Origin of the sequence: Litoribrevibacter euphylliae (genome assembly GCF_042646085.1) — a bacterium.
Classification (GTDB): domain Bacteria; phylum Pseudomonadota; class Gammaproteobacteria; order Pseudomonadales; family Litoribrevibacteraceae; genus Litoribrevibacter; species Litoribrevibacter euphylliae.
This window is the reverse complement of record NZ_JBHRSZ010000004.1, coordinates 822,859-842,151: the sequence shown is the minus strand read 5'-3', so window position 1 is coordinate 842,151 and position 19,293 is coordinate 822,859. Positions and strand designations below refer to the sequence as shown.

General features: G+C 43.5%; 15 protein-coding genes and 3 tRNA genes. 1 reads left to right on the top strand and 17 read right to left on the bottom strand.

Translation table 11 applies throughout. The features are described from left to right. Window positions 1–328: 328 nt before the first annotated feature. The 17 genes from ACFOEK_RS11370 to ACFOEK_RS11290 all read right to left on the bottom strand — a co-directional run bounded on the left by ACFOEK_RS11370 (window position 329) and on the right by ACFOEK_RS11290 (window position 18,202). Window positions 329–1,312, bottom strand: coding sequence for an SPRY domain-containing protein (locus tag ACFOEK_RS11370; RefSeq protein ID WP_386720740.1), 984 nt, complete (start codon window positions 1,310–1,312; stop codon window positions 329–331). Window positions 1,313–1,994: 682 nt separating this feature from the next. Next, window positions 1,995–2,081 (bottom strand) — tRNA-Leu (locus ACFOEK_RS11365). 58 nt (window positions 2,082–2,139) lie between these two features. Further along, window positions 2,140–2,213: transfer RNA gene (locus ACFOEK_RS11360), tRNA-Cys, on the bottom strand. Between the two features lie 127 nt (window positions 2,214–2,340). Beyond that, window positions 2,341–2,416, bottom strand: a tRNA-Gly gene (locus ACFOEK_RS11355). Window positions 2,417–2,561: 145 nt separating this feature from the next. Further along, window positions 2,562–3,122, bottom strand: a complete 561-nt coding sequence (gene pgsA / locus ACFOEK_RS11350; protein ID WP_386720737.1) for a CDP-diacylglycerol--glycerol-3-phosphate 3-phosphatidyltransferase — start codon at window positions 3,120–3,122, stop codon at window positions 2,562–2,564. 133 nt (window positions 3,123–3,255) lie between these two features. After that, window positions 3,256–5,064, bottom strand: coding sequence for an ATP-binding protein (locus ACFOEK_RS11345; RefSeq protein WP_386720734.1), 1,809 nt, complete (start codon window positions 5,062–5,064; stop codon window positions 3,256–3,258). Window positions 5,065–5,153: 89 nt separating this feature from the next. Further along, complete coding sequence (locus ACFOEK_RS11340; protein ID WP_386720731.1) at window positions 5,154–6,002, bottom strand: histone deacetylase family protein; 849 nt, start codon at window positions 6,000–6,002, stop codon at window positions 5,154–5,156. 72 nt (window positions 6,003–6,074) lie between these two features. Then, complete coding sequence (gene uvrC, locus ACFOEK_RS11335; RefSeq protein ID WP_386720728.1) at window positions 6,075–7,952, bottom strand: excinuclease ABC subunit UvrC; 1,878 nt, start codon at window positions 7,950–7,952, stop codon at window positions 6,075–6,077. A 35-nt stretch (window positions 7,953–7,987) separates the two neighbouring features. Continuing rightward, window positions 7,988–8,554, bottom strand: coding sequence for a DUF1285 domain-containing protein (locus tag ACFOEK_RS11330; RefSeq protein WP_386720726.1), 567 nt, complete (start codon window positions 8,552–8,554; stop codon window positions 7,988–7,990). Window positions 8,555–8,587: 33 nt separating this feature from the next. Then, complete coding sequence (locus ACFOEK_RS11325; RefSeq protein ID WP_386720724.1) at window positions 8,588–9,484, bottom strand: radical SAM protein; 897 nt, start codon at window positions 9,482–9,484, stop codon at window positions 8,588–8,590. 300 nt (window positions 9,485–9,784) lie between these two features. Then, the gene (locus ACFOEK_RS11320) at window positions 9,785–10,003 is read right to left on the bottom strand and encodes a hypothetical protein (RefSeq protein WP_386720720.1); all 219 of its coding nucleotides are present in this window, start codon (window positions 10,001–10,003) and stop codon (window positions 9,785–9,787) included. 100 nt (window positions 10,004–10,103) lie between these two features. Then, window positions 10,104–11,501, bottom strand: coding sequence for a siroheme synthase CysG (gene cysG / locus ACFOEK_RS11315; protein ID WP_386720717.1), 1,398 nt, complete (start codon window positions 11,499–11,501; stop codon window positions 10,104–10,106). Between the two features lie 191 nt (window positions 11,502–11,692). Then, window positions 11,693–12,973 (bottom strand): serine--tRNA ligase, encoded by a 1,281-nt coding sequence (serS, locus tag ACFOEK_RS11310; RefSeq protein ID WP_386720714.1) that lies wholly within the window; start codon window positions 12,971–12,973, stop codon window positions 11,693–11,695. Between the two features lie 54 nt (window positions 12,974–13,027). Beyond that, window positions 13,028–13,405: a fluoride efflux transporter CrcB gene (crcB, locus tag ACFOEK_RS11305; RefSeq protein WP_386720711.1), complete on the bottom strand. Its 378-nt coding sequence runs from the start codon at window positions 13,403–13,405 to the stop codon at window positions 13,028–13,030. A 65-nt stretch (window positions 13,406–13,470) separates the two neighbouring features. Continuing rightward, window positions 13,471–14,829, bottom strand: coding sequence for a replication-associated recombination protein A (locus ACFOEK_RS11300; protein WP_386720708.1), 1,359 nt, complete (start codon window positions 14,827–14,829; stop codon window positions 13,471–13,473). A gap of 20 nt (window positions 14,830–14,849) precedes the next feature. Continuing rightward, window positions 14,850–15,491 (bottom strand): outer membrane lipoprotein chaperone LolA, encoded by a 642-nt coding sequence (lolA, locus tag ACFOEK_RS11295; protein WP_386720705.1) that lies wholly within the window; start codon window positions 15,489–15,491, stop codon window positions 14,850–14,852. Window positions 15,492–15,532: 41 nt separating this feature from the next. Beyond that, on the bottom strand, window positions 15,533–18,202 hold the full coding sequence (locus ACFOEK_RS11290) for a DNA translocase FtsK (RefSeq protein ID WP_386720703.1): 2,670 nt from the start codon (window positions 18,200–18,202) through the stop codon (window positions 15,533–15,535). A gap of 211 nt (window positions 18,203–18,413) precedes the next feature. Here ACFOEK_RS11290 and xthA point away from each other — a divergent pair, with 211 nt between their 5' ends. Further along, window positions 18,414–19,232 carry an exodeoxyribonuclease III gene (xthA, locus tag ACFOEK_RS11285; RefSeq protein ID WP_386720700.1) on the top strand — a complete coding sequence of 273 codons (819 nt, stop codon included), beginning with the start codon at window positions 18,414–18,416 and terminating at the stop codon, window positions 19,230–19,232. Window positions 19,233–19,293: the final 61 nt, after the last annotated feature.

The window sequence follows — 19,293 nt, the reverse complement described above, 5'->3', positions numbered from 1 at the left end:
AATGTTACCGATTTTGATCAAAAGACTGTCTTTGAATTCAGGTCTTCGATTTAATTCTGCAGTAAACACATGTCTTAGCGTACCTGTTTAATAAAATTCTCAGCAATGAATAAGCGTTGGTCACTGAAACAGAATCCACTTACCACAGCAATAGCGTGTATGCTGCCAATGCTAATATCCGGTTTGTAACTGAACAGCACCATATTCCCCCCCAAAAAAAAGCCCTCCTATTAGGGAGGGCTTTAGAGTGTATAAAATATAGAGCGCAGTTACCGCACTCTATGTATATTTATACACTATTATTTTTTTAGAGTTCAACATTTTGCTATTAGTATTCAGCTAAACCAGAATACGCCCACTCTTTATGGCCAAAGTTGGCCTCAACTTGAACCCCGGTATAGACGGAAACAGCAGGATAAACTATATCAGGCAGAGCTTCACACATAACACCATACGAAATACCATTAACACCTATTGATATTGTCTTGGTATCCATATCCAGCATAACACTCACTACATCACCGATATCTAAATAAATTGGTCCATACAGACCAATTGGCTGAGAGTCACAAAAAGATTGCCCATTTGGTTTATATTCATTAGGCCGAGCTGGATAATAGTATCCTGCATGATTATTTGAAGCCCAAGAGTCTACTGATGGAGCATTCAAAACACCTGCCATGAAGTTACTTGGATCACCGGCCAAAAACTCCACCTCCCAGTACCACTTTCCATTTTCAATTGCATGGGTGGTGTTTGCTGTATTCCAATTATAAGAGGAAGTAACTATTTGATTATACTCACCTGTAATAGAGACCCCCGGTGACGATTCAGGGACAAACTCAATATTCAGAGGCAGATAACCACCACCTCCACCGGTACTAGTATTTAAACCCAAAGAGAAATCACCTGACTGGCCGTTGGTATCGAACCAAGTCCCTTGATAACTATCGCCAGTTCCCTTACCCAGGTACTTAGTTATGGCATCTGCCGACACTTCCTGAAAGTTAACAACGGTATTTTCTGGAGCACTATTAGGCTCTAAGAAACGCCCCATAATAATATTACCAGAGGTCACCAATTGACCACTAAATTCATTATCTGTTAATACGGCAGTCATAGTGTCTTGATCAGTATTCGTATCCATAATGCCAGTCAAAGAATAATCCTTAACCAAAGTCCATTCGGTGGACTCCACATCCAGAGCATATAACGGTGAGGATACTAACAACGTAAGACTGAGAGCAGACTTCATTTTCAACATATAAATTCCATTTAAGTATTTGATTTGATGAATTTTTATTATAGCCATGAACGGATAGATTTATACCCCTCTCATGCCTACCTGATCCCTAAAAGTCGATCCATTACCTACTCAAACAAAACTCTGCATATACAAATTACATAATTAAGCTACCTCTGAAACCCACAAGTCATATCTGAAACGTATTGCGCCTGAAAAGTCACGCAATCAAGCACATTAGAGTGCCCCATCTCTGACGCATTATTCCAGCGTACGAAAACAACAGTACGAATATCACGCACGCCGTAAGACTTCCAGGGCACCCTCTCCCTCTGGTAAGCATGTTCAAGATTGAAAATAAGATTTAGAAAGCTAACACACAACAAGAATGCACTTGTTCCAATAGTTGCTGCAAAGATCAAAACAAAGATTGCTCTAGATCTACTGCAGGGACAACTAAAATGAGTTTAAAACAACTGCCCAACGGAAATTGGAAAGTTGATGTAAGACTTGACGGCAGAAATAAAAAACATTTAAAGCACTAGCACTAAAGATTAATCTGCATAAGACGATACAAACCACCAAATACTGAATAGTGAAATAGCTCGAGATTGTAAATACGCAGAGGTCAAGGAAGAATAAAACTATTGGATATCCTGAAATATTCCAAGAACGACGTTTGACCGTTTACCATCAGCATGGAATTGTCAAAGAACGGCAATTAAGTGATTGAAATAAAAATATTGTAAAGTGGTGCCCGGGGCCGGACTTGAACCGGCACGACCGTGAAGTCGGGAGATTTTAAGTCTCCTGTGTCTACCAATTCCACCACCCGGGCATCGGATGAGATCTTGCGATCTTAATGTGGAAACTTCTCAGATGAACTGAAAAGTAGTTGGAGGCGCGAGCCGGAATCGAACCGGCATCAGCGGATTTGCAATCCGCGGCATAACCATTTTGCTATCGCGCCAACCTATCTTGAATCGAAATTGGCTTTCGCCCTTGTGCAAATTCTCAACTCAAAATCTAATAACTTCAAATCTTAGAAGTTATGACACCCTCTTACAAGAATGATTCGTTCAACACTCAGAAGATGTTGGAGCGGGAAACGAGACTCGAACTCGCGACCCCAACCTTGGCAAGGTTGTGCTCTACCAACTGAGCTATTCCCGCTGAACGTGGGTGCACATTCTATGGATTTAATCTTTTCGGTCAACCCTTTTTTTCTATCTTTTTGAAATAATTAAGAAATAATTGACTATTTTGTCTAATAATTAAACACACTGATCAAGACTTATTCAGCGCACTTAACAACTGCTTATTTTGCAGTCTTTAATTCCGGCCAGGCAGCTTTTAAATATACGAACATAGACCAAAGAGTAAGCCCGGCCGCAACTGCCATCGAGAAGTATCCTAGCATCCCGAAATAACCTAACGCAGGCATCGTTGGATCTTCAGCTAACAAGAAGGTAATCGCGCCCATTTGAGCCAGCGTTTTGAACTTCCCGATAAAGCTAACGGCAACACTGGCTCGTTTACCGAGTTCAGCCATCCACTCTCTTAACGCTGAAATCACAATTTCCCGAGAAATGATAATCGCAGAGCATAAAGTCACAAAAAGGGATTCATAGGAGTGAACCAGTAACACCAGCGCTACCGCCACCATCAATTTATCCGCGACAGGGTCAAAGAATGCACCAAACGGCGTACTTTGATTCCACTTACGGGCCAAGTAGCCATCCAGCCAATCCGTAAAACCTGCTGCCATAAAAATTAGAGCAGAAACAATAAAGCGCCAGTCCATAGGCATTAGATAGATTAAAACAAAGACTGGTATTAGGGCTAAACGTATTGAAGTAAGAATATTTGGGACATTCATCCGAGGCTACTACTATCCATTGAGCTTAGGTTTATTGTGCTGTAGAGCAGGTTTGAAAGACCGGAGCTTACATCAAAAACCCGACCTTAAATTGTCGGAGGGAGTATAACATAGTTGAATGAAGCCTCTAGCGCTAAATATCTTTACCAAATCTGTTCGAAATCACCCTAAACAGCTCTTCATTTTTTATCGGCTTCGGAATGAGTGAATCAAACCCAGCTTTATCGTAGTTCTTTTGATCATCATGAGAGGCGTTGGCAGTAACGGCAATCACAGGTACCGAAGCATCCATATCTTTAATTTCAATACAGGCATCTATCCCATCTTTAATGGGCATTTGGATGTCCATCAGCACAATATCAGGCTTTTTATCTTTAAACAGATTAACGACTTGCTCACCGTTCTCAGCCATTCTCAAATTAGCGTTCGTCTTCTCAAGAAGTGACAAAATGACCATTTGATTAATCAAGTTGTCTTCGGCTATCAGGATATCCTTACCTTCAAGATTGAGAACCTGTTCACCATTAATTTTCTGATGGTTATTCATGCTTTTTGACGGAATTAGAGGCAAGCTCAAAGTAACAATGCTTCCCTCACCTTCAATACTTTCAACATAAATATCACCCTGCATAATATCTGCGAGGTGCTTAGCTATCGTTAATCCAAGGCCGACGCCGCCATATTTTCTCGATGATGAGTTATCCCCTTGTTCAAACTTCTTAAACATTCGCGCTTGCACGTCTGGAGACATACCAATTCCCGTATCTTTTACCCGAAATTGAATTTCTTTCTCGGTATGATCGGTTTCTATCATAGAAGCAGACAAAGAGATCTTCCCTTGTTCCGTAAATTTAACAGCATTAGAAATCAAGATTGAAAGGATACGGGCAATCCTTCGTTTATCGCCAAGCCAGCTCTCATGAAGTAGAGCTGAATCAATCACTTCGACCAATAGCCCTTTCTTCTCGGCCAGATCAGAATAAGCCGAGACAGATTCATTAATCACTTCCTCCAACTTGAAATCAGAGATAATTAAATCGGGGGCTTGATCATCTATGCGAGTTACATCCAGAAGGTCATCAAAGATAACCAAAAGGTCTGACAAGGAATTTTCTGCAAGGTAGACCAGGGACTTTGTTTCTTTAGAAAGATCTTCCTCTTGAACCGCCTGAATGGTTGCGGATATAGAGTTCAAGGGAGTCCTTAGTTCGTGACTCATTTTGGCCAAAAACTGAGATTTAGTATGGTTTGCAGCTTCGGCTCGTTGGCGATACTTCTCCGCTCTGTTTCTTTGAGATTCCGCTCGCTCTAACGATCTGTTAACAGCAATGCTCATTGGCCTGAAGATAAATAGCCCTTCAACAATCAACAACACCATAGTCATCAGCCAAACATAAAATTCTGCTGATTCAACAAGGTTTAATCGCGCTCTCGATTCTGCTTCATATTGAAAAACAACCTGATTTAAATCCCTAAGCAACGTTCCAACAAACTCAGATTCAAAGTACGGATTTTCATTTGCCATGAACTTTCCGTGCAACACCTGCTCTGCTGCCTCAATAAATAACTTAACTCGATGATCTAGATTTGGCTGACCTTTGTAGTACAAGGCCTTAGCTTCGGGAGACAAACTTACACTGCTTTTTCGCAATGCATGCTTTTGAGTCAGTTCAATATGATTCTTTTGAAATTGATTGATTGCCTCTCGCAAAAGTACTCTAACAGTCTGAGCGCTTTCATGGCCTTCTTGTATTTCATGAACATGAAGGGCAATCTTTTGGGAGAGCATGCGCTGCATGCCCGCAATATTTATTCGGCGAGCATCACCAGATTGCTCACCATAGAAACTATCTAATATCCACGCAGAACATGTCACTAAGACAGCAACCAAACTCAGCGCCAGAATATACCTTGCTCGAATCCTTTGAACGTCTAATCTCACAATCTAAGTTTCCTCTCTCCCATTGCTTAACAAGCATGCAATTAAGTATAGAAAAGAAATAAGACAAGGAAGTCATGTTCAAAGGTTTCTTAAGACAGAAAAACAGGAAAGAGATCAAACGCTGTTTCAACGATGATAGCGTGGCGTTCGGCCAAGCGCTGATGATCTTTATCGTAACCACCACCTATCACTGTGGCGATTGGGATGTGCCGTTGCAGACAAGTCTTTAAAACCAACTCATCTCGTTGTTGAATACCGGACCAAGAGATTTTAAGTCTTCCAAGCTCATCAGAAGTCCAAACATCCACACCGGCATCATAAAGCACCAAATCAGGCTGTTCCTGAGCCAAAAGGCGCGTTAACGTCGTTTCAACCATTTCAAGATAGGCGTTGTCTTCCATACCCACCTCTAAACCAATATCCAAATCACTGGCACTTTTGCGAAACGGGAAGTTCTTTTCACAATGAATCGAACAGGTAAATACACGAGGTTCGTTTTTTAGAATCGCGGCCGTTCCATCACCTTGGTGCACATCCAAATCAAAAATTAGGATTTTATCTGCTTCACCCTGATCAATCAGGGTCTTCGACGTATAAGCCAAGTCATTCAAAATACAAAAGCCCGAACCGAAGTCGAAATGCGCATGATGAGTACCACCCGCCAAATGACAGGCCATCCCGTACTTCAACGCTAATCTGGCTGTTTTCAACGTTCCGTTAGGAGCCGTCAAGGTTCGATCAACAAGCCCTTGGCTCCATGGTAGCCCAATTCTGCGCCACGCCTTGTGATCTACCTGGTTACCACAAAGTTGCTCTAAATAGTCATAACAGTGCGCTCGCCCTAATGCTTTAAGAGAAGCCGATTCTGGTTGAAAGAGATTATTAGTAATCATGCCCTGTTGCTGCACATAGTCATGCAAACGCACGAACTTCGACATCACAAAACGATGATTCTCAGGAAAAGGACAAGAGTAATTAGGGTGATAAACCAGCGGTAAAGACATCAAACCCTACATATTATGGAGGTTGGCATAAATTTCATCAGCCAAGGCTTTACTGATCCCCGGCACTTTCGCTAGCTCATCGGCACTGGCGTTTTGAATTTCCTGAAGCCCACCAAAAAAGTTAATTAACGCCTTACGTCGCTTTGGCCCAACACCTTCAATATCTTCCAAGGTAGAACGCTTCCGAGCTTTGCCGCGACGCCAACGGTGTTTACTCACGGCAAAACGGTGCGCCTCATCACGGATATGCTGAAGTAATAAGAAACCTGGATGGTTTGGGTCAAGCTCCAACTCTTGATCAACACCATTAATAAAAATGGTTTCAAAGCCTGACTTTCGCTCCGGCCCTTTTGCAAGACCAACGACATCAATGCCGGTAACTTGCAACTCTTGTAAGACGTTTAATGCTTGATTGATCTGACCTTTACCACCGTCGATGACCAAGATATCCGGAATTTTCCCCTCGCCTTTCTTGAGTTTAGTGAACCGCCGCATCAAAGCTTGATTCATCGCCGCGTAATCATCACCACCCGTGATGTCTTCGATATTATATGAGCGGTATTCATTCTTAGCCGGACCGTTTTGGTCAAAAACGACACAGCTAGCTACCGTCGCCTCACCAGAACTGTGGCTGATATCAAAACATTCCAGACGCATTGGCACTTCATCCAATTCCAACGCATCCTGTAAAGAGCGGAATCGCTGCATCATGTTTTGCTTATTATTCAGTAACGATTGCAGGCTTTGCTCAGCATTCTTTAAAGAAAGTTCAAGCCATTTAGCCTTCTGCGATCTTACTTTATGTTTAATAGCGACTTTAGAGTTAGCGATGCTCTGAAAAGCTGAAATTAAGATATCTTGATCGTTCGGCTGGTCTGAACAGATCAGCTCTTGCGGAATTTCCCGAGTTGCCCCCTCAGTCAGGTATAACTGAGTGATTAAGGTGGACAGAAGCTCGCTCTCTGTTTCATCCAAACGTAGATTCGGATAATAGACCTTATTACCCAAGACTTGACCGCCACGAACATAAAGCACGGAGATACAGACACCACCAGGCTGCATAGCTACTGCAATGACATCGGCATTGATATCCAAACCTTCCCCAGCTACATACTGCTGTTCCTGAACCTTACGCAATGCAGAAATTTGATCTCGCATCTCTGCAGCCAACTCAAAATCTAAGGACATGGATGCTTTTTCCATGTCTTCCATTAACTCATGAATGATGTCGTTGTTCTTACCCTGTAAAAACATAGCCGTATGGCGAACATCTTCCTGATAGCGTTCTGGTGTCACATAACCTACGCAAGGAGCAGAACAACGTTTGATCTGATACTGAAGGCACGGGCGGGAACGGTTTTTATAGTAAGCATCATCGCATTGACGGACTTTAAATAGCTTTTGCAGTAGAGCCAGGCTCTCTTTCACCGCGCCACTGCTTGGATACGGGCCAAAGTATTGACCTCTGCCCCGCTTTAAACCACGACGAAACGCAAAATACGGGAAGTCTTTATGATCAGAAAGATAGACGTATGGGTAAGACTTGTCGTCCCTAAGAAGGACGTTATAGGGAGGCCGATGTTTCTTAATTAAATTTTGTTCGAGCAATAACGCTTCAGTTTCACTGTTGGTAATTGTGATCTGAATGTCGACTATTTTACTGACCAAAACGCGAGTTTTGATCGGAAGCCCTGTGTTTCTGAAATAGCTCGACAAACGCTTCTTTAGATTTTTAGCCTTACCAACATAGAGTAACTCCTGCTGCTCATCGAACATACGATAAACACCAGGAAGCTCAGTGACACTCTTTAAAAAACTTTTGGAATCAAAGACAGGCTGGTCATCGGCTGTATCTTTGTCAGAAGCGATTACATCAGACGTCATACTACTCTCATAAAGACATGCTCAAATTAACAGGACTAGCATTCACCCAGAACGAAGCGCTGACCTTGACTATAAACGACCATATAGCTCTTATCGCTTTCTTCCTCGATACTTGCCAATTCGGCCAATTCATAAAAGACATTACGAGCAACTAAGGCTTTTAAATTGGTACGAACGAGTGCATATGGGCTAGGCTCGCCTTCCAGCCCTGCTTTATATTCGACCTCTAGAGGATGATCAGCCCCTAAAATAAAGGTTTCACCCGTTTTGGTAGTTAACTGAAAGCCTTGACCTTGATCCGTATCTACTTCTTCAAGTGCAACGACCAAGAAAGGAGCATCTTCCACCTGAAATCGCCATTTTTCAACGGGCGTTACCAGAAAATACTCACCGTTCTCATATTTGATGATATTAGAGAAGATCTTTACAATTTCAGGCCGTTTTATCTCGGAACCTTCATGAAACCAGCGTCCATCGCGTTTTACTACGATATCAATATCCCCCGATAAATCCGGATTCCATAATTCTACAGGCGCTGGCTTGCTGCCTTTGGTTTCCTTGTCCTTAATCAGCTCGGATACCTGAGCTTCAAGATCTTTCATTCGTTAGCTTCCCTAATTCGGTGCGGGCTAATACTACAAACCACGCTGCCATTCTTGTCTCAACGGTATGATGCCAGGCTGATTAATCGCAGTATCAACCTTATCGAGTAAACGCTGTTTATCGGCACCTAATGTGCCTTTTAAAACCAGGTAATTCGATGCATGATCCGATCGGAACACCGTATTATCTAACTCAAGATTGGCCAGTAAGGTTCGAATTTCCTGGAACAAATCCTCTTGGGTTAAAGGCTCAAATTCACCGCCAAACCCTTCTCTGAAGCGTTGCTCTCCCATCGGGAAAGAAACCACCAAAGTAGAAACAAATTCAGGTTGGGTTTCATTCATCAACTTAGCACTATTGATTGCGTGCTGTTCAGAATATTTACGCCCCCCCAAACCATTAAGAATCATCACCGAGGACTGAATACCAGCCGCTTTCAGCTTAAGAAGCGCTTCTTTTGAAGATTCATACGACTCGCCCTTCTGCACTTTTTCAAGCACTGTGTCATCACCGGACTCACAACCGACATAAACCATCGTCAAACCTAGATCTCTAAGCTCTTGAAGCTGTTCTACGGTTTTATTTTTCAGGTTTCTCGGAAGACAATACGCCGTAACCCGTTCAATGTTCGGATAATGCTTACGAATACATTCCAATACTTCTTTAAGACGACGATAAGACAAAGTCATGGCATCACCATCAGCCAAGAAAATACGCGCTAAATACGGCATGGCCTTAACCATACGCTCCAATTCGGCATCCAACTCCTCAACGGGTTTAACGCGAAATTTTTTCTGTGGTGCCGTATACATCTCACAGAAAGTACAATTATTCCATGAGCAACCATTTGTAACCTGAAGGATCAGGGACTTGGCTTCACTGGGCGGACGAAATACGGGTTCTATGTAATCAATTGGAAATGCATTCATTATCTTTACTAGCGTAATGGTTATTCAGCGATTTAAGGGCCACTTCTCTAGACAGAGCTTAGTATGTTACTAAAGCAGATCTAATCAAGCCTATTAAGTGAGTGCTCTATTAAAGCAAAGTTCTATTAAGACAAAGCGCTACTAAAAAAAGTCCTACCAAATCGGGAGAGAAACAGCTTCCCATTGTCGTATATGGGTTAAAGCTGCTCATAAACTGCGTATTTTAGACGCTCCTAACCTTTGTTCAATAGAGAATCGAAGAGGCTGTATATTTAGAACAGGATCAGTGATTCCTAGAGATCAATCATCATCCTGCATAGGCATAGAATACTTACCTGACTTGAGACCTGCCAGCCTGTCGGCAATCTTAATTTTTTCTAACTCTGACAAACTGACTGATTCATTATCACAACAGAAAATGTACTCTTCTTTAGAACCATCAAACTGAATTTTCCCAAGAATGAGACCTTCACTGTTAATACAATCGAGTTCTTGTTGACTTGGCCAGAACAGCACCATTTAAAACTTCCTTACTAAATACATTAATCTCAGTGAAAAACTGTTTTTGAGCAGCAAGCACTGAGATTAAGAGAATTAAATGCGAAACGAGTTAAAGTAATTAGTCCGCGCGATACCAAGCCAACTTATCATGCAAACGAACGACCTCACCAATGATAATCAAAGTAGGCGGTTTGATATCATTCGACTGCACAAGCTCGGGCATGGTTTCCAGCGTTCCCAATAGCACTTTCTGATCCGGTGTTGTTCCCTTCTGAACCAACGCCATTGGCATGTCAGATCGCATACCATTCGCAATCAATTGCTTGCAGATAATAGGCAGGCCTACCAAGCCCATATAGAACACAAGCGTTTGATTCTCATGTGCGTATTCGTGCCATGGCAAATCACAAGTATCATTCTTCAAATGACCTGTAATGAAACGTACTGACTGAGAATAGTCTCTGTGAGTAAGAGGAATACCCGAGTACGCCGCACACCCGGAGGCAGCGGTAATTCCCGGAACAATCTGGAAAGGCACACCACTGGTTGCAAGCTCTTCAAGCTCTTCACCACCACGACCGAAGATAAACGGATCACCGCCTTTCAGTCGCAACACACGGTGCCCTTTTTGAGCATACTCAACTAATAATTTGTTGATCTGGTCTTGCGGTACAGTGTGCTCACTCCGGGCTTTACCAACATTCACTAATTTTGCGTCGCGTCGACACATGTCGAGAATCGGTTGAGATACCAATCGGTCGTAGAACACCACATCCGCTTGTTGAATTAAGCGTAACGCTTTCAGGGTTAAAAGATCAGGATCACCTGGCCCTGAACCAATCAGATATACCTCACCCGGATGCACATCAAGATCAAAGTTATCAAGCGCATCAACCAACATATCCCGTGATGTTTGGGGATCATTTGCTAAAGCGGCTGCACCAGCCGGGCCTTGGAAAAAGCGTTCCCAGAATGCTCGACGGCGATTACTGTCAGATATCTTAGCTCTTACTTTAGCTCGGAATTCGCCCGCAATATCGGTCAACTTACCGATATGAGCAGGCAACGCAGCTTCCAAAGTACCGCGAAGCAAACGGCTAATAACCGGAGATTTCGAACCACTGGCTACGGCAGCAATTACAGGAGAACGATCAATGATTGAAGGGAAAATCACATCGCCTTTAGATGCGTCTGAAGCGACATTAACAGGGATATTATGATCTTCCGCAAATCGAGCCACCGCCTGGTTTACTGAATCATTATCAGTCGCTGCAACAACCAAAGTAATGCGTTCCAACAAATGTTCGATAGCATCCACATCAAAGGTTGAGCGAATCCATTTAAGCTTACTCAGTTCAGCACTCTTGGTTAACGTATCTTCGATTTCAGGTGAAATAACCGTCACATCCGCGCCCGCCTGCAACAAGATATGCGCACGACGGGAAGCAATTACCCCCCCCCCGACGACTAGGCAAGTTTTATTCTCAAGCTTATGAAATAAAGGCAGAAATTCCATTCGATCTCCCCAGAATGGATCTCACTGAACAATCTTAGTAGAAGCTCAACTCGCCTCTTCGAAGGAATACAGTGATCTCAATAGTAAAAAGCACCGACTACATCTTGAATTCATCAAGTATAGTCAGTGCTCTTCTGTTCATCTTACTTGGTACTTATTCATTCCAATAAGCACTTTGATTCTACTCGACATTAGGCAGCGTTAATTTTCTCAAGACCACCCATAAACGGTTTTAACACCTCAGGCACCGTAATAGAACCATCTTCGTTTTGATAGTTTTCAAGAACCGCTACCAAGGTACGACCCACCGCCAAGCCAGAACCGTTCAAAGTATGAAGCAACTCAGGCTTGTTGGTTTCCGGGTTACGATATCGAGCCTGCATACGACGTGCTTGGAAGTCTTCACAGTTACTGCATGAAGAAATTTCACGGTACTTCTGTTGACCAGGCAACCAAACTTCAAGATCGTAAGTCATTGCCGCAGAGAAACCTAAATCGCCACCACAAAGACGCACTTTACGGTAAGGCAAATCCAACAACTGTAGAATTTTCTCAGCGTGACCGGTTAATTCTTCCAACGCCTGATATGACTCTTCAGGTTTCACCATATGTACCAATTCAACCTTCTCGAATTGGTGCTGACGAATCATGCCTCGCGTATCACGACCGTAACTGCCCGCTTCTGAACGGAAGCATGGAGAATGACACACAAACTTCTGAGGAAGCTGTTTTGGATCCAAAATTTCATCACGCACCATGTTCGTTACAGGTACTTCTGCTGTCGGCGTTAGATAAAATTCATTTTCAGAGCGTAACTTAAACAAGTCCTCTTCGAACTTAGGAAGCTGACCGGTTCCTTTCAAACTATCGCTGTTCACGATGTATGGAATATAAATCTCTTCATAACCATGCGCAGTCAAATGCGTAGTCAACATGAATTGAGTCAAAGCACGGTGCAAACCAGCAATCTGGCCACGCATCACTGCAAAACGAGAACCGGTAATTTTTGTACCCGATTCAAAGTCCAAACCACCAACACCTGCACCTAGATCTACGTGATCTTTAGGCTCGAAATCAAACTCACGAGGCGTTCCCCAGGTTGAGATCTCTTCGTTCTCGTCTTCATCCTTACCTTCAGGTACCAGATCATTAGGTAAGTTAGGAATGCTCATCAAGAAGTGATTAAACTCATCTTGAACTACACGCAATTCTTCTTTGTTTTGATCAAGCTTTTCGCCGATCTCAGAAACCGCTGCTTTAAGAGGAGTAATGTCTTTACCCTCTTTCGCTGCCATACCAATTTCTTTCGAGCGGGAGTTACGCTCTGCTTGCAACGTTTCCGTTTCGATTTGAAGAGACTTACGCTTGGACTCCAACTCTTCATATTTAGAGAGGTCGAGTTCAAAGTATTTTTTTGCCAGTTTTGCAGCAAAGGCTGCTGGGTCCTTACGAAGTTCTTTTGGATCTAACATGATCGGCCTACTTAGACATCCTTACACAAATCAGACAGGGTTATATCAAACGGTTTATATCAACCGCGACAGCATCCAGCCCAAATACACGAAAATTAAACCGGTAATTATACTCACGGCAGCATAGAGAATTGAATAGATAACTTGCTGTTGTTGAATTAAAAAGAGCATATCCAACGAAAAAGTAGAGAATGTGGTAAATGAGCCTAAACCACCTACAGCAATTAAAAACCAATAATGGTGCGTATTATCCAGTTTCCCGAGGATAAAACCAGCAACCAAACCAAGGAGAAATGAGCCAATAACATTCACAGAGAACGTTGCCCAATATCCTGGTTTTCCCAGATATTGAACCATCATTACAGATACCAAATATCGAGCGTTTGCCCCAAGCACCGCGCCTAATGATACCCATAACATGTTTGAAAGCATGATTTTCTCTCTTTACGCCTCAACGCCTTTGGCTCGATTAATCCAGGGAAAGATCTATTCAAGCGCTAATCGTAACGCTTTTGATCACTTTGTTCATCAAGCTGTTGTAGCCACTCAAGTTTTTCTGAGATTTTCTTTTCCAAACCGCGATCAACTGGCTGATATACTTTCAAGTCTTTCAGACCTTCAGGCAAGTAATTCTCACCAGCAGCATACGCATTTGGTTCGTCATGTGCATAACGATAGCCATCACCAAAGCCATGATCTTTCATCAGATCTGTCGGAGCATTCCGAATGTGCATCGGCACCTCATAATCTTTGGTTTCAGTGACTATTGCGCGCATTTTATTGTAAGCGGTGTACACAGCATTACTTTTAGGAGCTGCTGCTATGTAACAAATTGCCTGAGCGACAGCTAACTCGCCTTCTGGGCTACCCAATCGCTCTTGTACTTGCCAGGCATTCAATGACACCTCTAAAGCTCTTGGATCGGCATTCCCGACTTCTTCACTGGCCATCCGTACCACACGACGAGCAATATACAAAGGATCACAACCACCATCGAGCATTCGACAGAACCAATAAAGCGCACCATCTACCGATGATCCTCTTACCGACTTATGTAACGCTGAAATTTGATCGTAAAAGGCATCGCCTTGCTTATCAAAACGCTTGGTTTCATTTGCTAATGCTTGTTCTGCGGTGGGTAGATCAATAAACAAATCACGATCAGAGTTCGCATCCGCCTGAGCGATTTGAATTGAAACTTCGAGCAGGTTGTATGCCCTTCTGGCATCCCCCATTGCCGTTGCTGCAAGCAAAGATAAGGCTTCAGCTTCAACAGATACATTCAAAGATAGCAATTCGTTATCCGTTGCCAAAGCCTGTTTAAGCAGCTGCTCTATATCCTCATCCGTTAGAGATTGAAGTTTATAAACCCTGGCACGAGACAATAGTGCATTATTCACTTCAAAAGACGGATTCTCTGTCGTTGCACCGATAAAGACCAAGGTGCCGTCTTCAACGTAAGGTAAAAAGGCGTCCTGCTGGGTTTTATTGAAACGATGAACCTCATCCACAAACACTAAGGTTCTACGACCTTGAGACAAATGAAGCTTTGCTTGCTCAACTGCCGCACGAATGTCTTTAACGCCGGACATCACTGCTGAGATTTCAATTACTTCAGCGTTGCAACTCTGCCCGATGATTCTTGCCAGAGTCGTTTTCCCTACACCTGGCGGCCCCCACAACAGCATGGAATGAAGTTGGTTGGCTTCAATGGCTTTTCGTAACGGCTTACCTGCGCCCAACAAATGTTGCTGACCGATATAACCGTCTAAAGTGGTCGGACGACAACGAGCCGCCAAAGGTTGAAACCTTAAGCGGCTACTTTGTTCTTCCTGAGAGAAAAGATCACTGCTCATGAATTGAAGGTATTTAAAGCTTATTCAGCAGCAGTCTGACGATTGTCGAGTACATCGACATAATCAGGAAATGAAACACTGAAGGTGTCGCTATCCAGCGAAGGATTCAGCGTCACATCGGTAAATGCAATCTTGGTAAACTGACCAAGACTGTCTTCAATCTGCATTTCAACCAGCTTGTCGTCCACAAAGTTCAAAACCAACATGGTGAATAAACTGCCCTCGTCTTTCGGGCTTAAGATGAACATTTCTTTGAGTGTGTCACGACTGTTAGAAATACGATAATGCTTTCTTATTTCTTCAGCCGACCCAGACAACAATACAGCCGGTGTTTTAGATGCACGCTCATCTAAGAAATCAATACTGACTTGCTCTAAATCTGGATCGTACACCCAAACTGATTTGCCATCAGACACTATAGTTTGTGGGAATGGCTCATTAACCACCCAGCGAAAACGGCCCGGTTGCTCCAGTACGAAATTACCTTGACCACGCTGTTTGATCACCCCTTGTGCATCATGAGTGGTTTGCTCAAACCCCGCAGAATAGGCATTCATCCCCTCCAACAATGAAGACAAACGATCTCCAGCGTCTTGCGCGTATAGAGAGAAAGAAGCCCAAAACAAAACAACAACGAATAAAATTCTTTTAATGATCAACACAAATAGATCTCACTAAACTTTGAAAAATTAAGAAATAAAAATCATCTCGGCGGCGGAGGTGGAGCCAATACTTCACGACTGCCGTTATGCCCCATCGGAGTAACAATCCCTGCCGCTTCCATCGCTTCCACTAAGTTCGCCGCCCGATTGTAACCAACCTTCAACTTTCTTTGCACAGAAGAAATCGACGCTTTTCTTGTTTCGGTCACAAACGCCACAGCCTCATCAAATAACGGATCAGACTCATCATCACCGCCTGACTCGGGCTTCTCACCTGGCAGCATTCCTTCCTCACCAACGCCGGAAGTCACTGCATCAATATACTCAGGGGCGCCACGCGTTTTCCATTCATCTACCAGCGCGTGAACTTCATCGTCATCAACAAAAGCACCGTGCACACGCATCAGAGAGTTGATGCCTGGCGGCATATACAACATGTCACCATGGCCTAACAATTGTTCTGCACCGCCCTGATCAAGAATGGTTCGAGAGTCAATTTTAGAAGACACTTGGAATGCCATTCGCGTCGGGACGTTCGCCTTGATCAAGCCCGTAATAACATCCACGGAAGGTCGCTGAGTCGCTAAGATCAAGTGAATACCAGCAGCACGTGCTTTCTGGGCGATACGAGCAATCAGTTCTTCAACCTTTTTACCAACAATCATCATCATGTCGGCAAATTCATCGATCACTACAACAATGAACGGCAATTTCTCAAGATAAGGATGAACCTGTTCATCCACTGGCGTCATTGAGAGCTCATCAGGCTTCCAGATTGGATCTAAGATAGGCTCACCCGCTTCAATCGCTTCTACGACCTTCTTGTTGTAACCCGCAATATTACGCACACCCATTTTAGACATAAGTTTGTAACGGCGTTCCATCTCTGCCACACACCAACGCAAACCGTTCGCAGCGTCTTTCATGTCCGTAACTACAGGGGTTAACAAATGAGGAATGTCATCATAAATCGACAATTCAAGCATCTTAGGGTCAATCAGAATCAAGCGAACCTGGTCCGGGGTCGACTTAAACAGAATACTTGCCAACATGGCATTCACACCCACCGACTTACCAGAACCGGTAGTACCTGCTACCAGCAAGTGAGGCATCTTGGCCAAATCTGCGATCACAGGTTCACCCGCAATGTCATTCCCTAAGCCTAAGGTCAGCGGTGAACTGGCTTCATCGTAACGTTTGGATCCCAAGACTTCACTAAGACGAACCATCTGGCGATCTTCGTTTGGAATCTCAATACCAACTACTGTCTTACCTGAAATCACCTCAACCACTCGAACACTAACCACTGCTAAAGAACGAGCCAAATCGCGAGCCAAGTTTGAGATCTTGGATGCTTTTACACCCGGCGCAGGCTGGATTTCAAAACGAGTGATCACAGGCCCTGGACAAACTTCAACCACTTCTGCAATGACGCCAAAATCTTTCAGTTTTAACTCAATCAAACGAGACATGGCTTCCAAAGACTCAGCTGAATAGCCTTTCTTCTGGTTACTATCAGGCGGGGTCAAAATCGATAACGGCGGTAAACTAATCACTTCGCCAGGGAAAAGATCGCCCTGTTTTTCTTTCTCCGTACGCGCACTAATTTGTTGCTCTGTTTTTAGAGGAGTAATCTTAGGCGCTTTAGATTCATCCTCTCCAATACCAGGCGCAGTTTTGATAGCCCCTTTCAGTTCGCCTTTTTCTGCTCGTTTTTCTTTCGCCGGGGTTTCCGATGAATCTTCCTTCGTTTTATTCTTTCTTAACAAGCGATCTTTAAGTGATGTTTTCGCCTTCTTCTCAGATCGCTCAACATCTAGATCTAAATCATCCGTTCCGAATGATAAGGGTAATTCAAGATCAATCTCTTCTCTGCCCTGTTTTGGTTTGGCTTTCGATTCCGCAGTGGATTTTTCAACGACCTGAGCAATACGATCGATATCACCAATTTCTGGCTCTCGCGATACATCTTCAACAACGCCGCTGATCATCACAGGTTCGCGTTTTCGTTCGGCTTTTTGCATTTTCAATTCTGCATGCTTGGCTGCACGATCTTTTAATTTGGCGTTACCATAAGTTGCTGCCTGACGGGACTGTTTTGCAAATAGACCTAAAATTGCAAAACTAATTCGTCCAACATTCTCAAAAAACTTGATCCAGGAAACCCCACTGAACATTGAACAGCTAATACAAAACATAGCCAACAGGATTAATGTCGTCCCCAGTAAGTTGAAACGAACATACAACCCTTCAGACAGAGCTCGCCCAACAATTCCGCCTGCGCCATGCAACAACACATCTTGAGAAACATGGAAATGTAATGCCGTTAAGCTGGCACCAGAGAGCAGAAAAATAACCAACCCTGTAAATCGAAGCATTAGCATTAATGGATTGATCAAGTGATGCTGTTTATCGCGAATGATCTTTACAGCACGCCAAATAATTAGAACAGGCAGTAAATACGCCATGTACCCGAAGAAAGACAGCAGAATATCCGCACAGAAGGCACCAACCTTGCCGCCTGAGTTATTGACTATTTGGTGTGTTGCAGACGTACTCCACCCTGGGTCATTCACATCGTAGCTGACCAACGAAATGAATAAGAATGCACAAACAGCAATCAGAAGGATTAACATACCTTCCTTCAACAATCGTTGGGAGAGTTCTTTGGGAATGGCTGTACGGGAAGCTTCAGCGCTTTGTTGTTTCAAACCGTCTTCCTGTGGTTTTAAATCGTGTTTCTATGAATTGAGACAGAATAATAAGGAATCTCGCTTAGGCTTGCCAGCGGCAATCACTTAATTTGACGTCTGGCACTGTTTGTCTTCACTCCCAAAACACTCAATGCCATGGAAAAGTTAAACCAATTACTGCATCATTATTGCCTCTTTCCTCATTCATCGGCTTAGAATAATTCAGACAATGAAAGTAATCAGTTTCAACATCAATGGCGTAAGAGCCAGACCTCATCAGATTCAAAAAATCATCGAATTACATAATCCCGATGTCATCGGTTTGCAGGAAACCAAAGTTGACGACCCACAATTCCCCGTCGAAGTCATTCAAGAGATGGGCTATAAAGTCAGCTATTTCGGACAGAAAAGCCACTATGGAGTTGCTCTTCTATATAGGGACGAACCACTTTCTATCAAGAAAGGTTTTCCGAACGATTCTGAAGAAGCCCAAAAGCGCTGGATTATCGGAGAGTTTAAAGCCGCAAACGGTGAAAGCGTTTTCGTTTGTAATGGCTACTTCCCTCAGGGCGAAAGCATCCATCACGAAACCAAGTTTCCAGCCAAACGTAAATTCTACAATGACCTGATGGACCAGCTCAACAGTGAGTTCTCTCCAGATCAGAACATCATTGTAATGGGCGATTTCAACATCTCCCCTGAAGATAAAGACATCGGCATCGGGGATCAAAACCGCAAACGCTGGCTAAAAACCGGAAAGTGCTCATTCCAACCAGAAGAAAGAGAGTGGTTCGACCGCCTCAAGAGCTGGGGATTCAAAGACACATTCAGAGTACTACAACCGGAAACCATAGACCGATTCAGCTGGTTTGATTACCGCAGTAAGGGCTTCGATGACACACCCAAACGCGGCCTTAGAATTGACACGTTACTAGCGACGGAATCGTTAGTACAAAGACTGAAAAATGCCGAAGTGGATTACGACATTCGAGGCATGGAAAAACCGTCAGATCACGCCCCAGTTTGGGCAGAGTTTGATTTCGAATAAGATCCATCAAACGACATACAACAAAAAAGGGCTCCAACACGGAGCCCTTTCTACTGACTAC

Coding starts and splice junctions, on each gene's coding strand:
- ACFOEK_RS11370 (WP_386720740.1), bottom strand. CDS start 1,312: ATGGCTATAATAAAAATTCATCAAATCAAATACTTAAATGGAATTTAT.
- pgsA (WP_386720737.1), bottom strand. CDS start 3,122: ATGAATGTCCCAAATATTCTTACTTCAATACGTTTAGCCCTAATACCA.
- ACFOEK_RS11340 (WP_386720731.1), bottom strand. CDS start 6,002: ATGTCGAAGTTCGTGCGTTTGCATGACTATGTGCAGCAACAGGGCATG.
- uvrC (WP_386720728.1), bottom strand. CDS start 7,952: ATGACGTCTGATGTAATCGCTTCTGACAAAGATACAGCCGATGACCAG.
- ACFOEK_RS11330 (WP_386720726.1), bottom strand. CDS start 8,554: ATGAAAGATCTTGAAGCTCAGGTATCCGAGCTGATTAAGGACAAGGAA.
- ACFOEK_RS11325 (WP_386720724.1), bottom strand. CDS start 9,484: ATGAATGCATTTCCAATTGATTACATAGAACCCGTATTTCGTCCGCCC.
- ACFOEK_RS11320 (WP_386720720.1), bottom strand. CDS start 10,003: ATGGTGCTGTTCTGGCCAAGTCAACAAGAACTCGATTGTATTAACAGT.
- cysG (WP_386720717.1), bottom strand. CDS start 11,501: ATGGAATTTCTGCCTTTATTTCATAAGCTTGAGAATAAAACTTGCCTA.
- serS (WP_386720714.1), bottom strand. CDS start 12,973: ATGTTAGATCCAAAAGAACTTCGTAAGGACCCAGCAGCCTTTGCTGCA.
- crcB (WP_386720711.1), bottom strand. CDS start 13,405: ATGCTTTCAAACATGTTATGGGTATCATTAGGCGCGGTGCTTGGGGCA.
- ACFOEK_RS11300 (WP_386720708.1), bottom strand. CDS start 14,829: ATGAGCAGTGATCTTTTCTCTCAGGAAGAACAAAGTAGCCGCTTAAGG.
- xthA (WP_386720700.1), top strand. CDS start 18,414: ATGAAAGTAATCAGTTTCAACATCAATGGCGTAAGAGCCAGACCTCAT.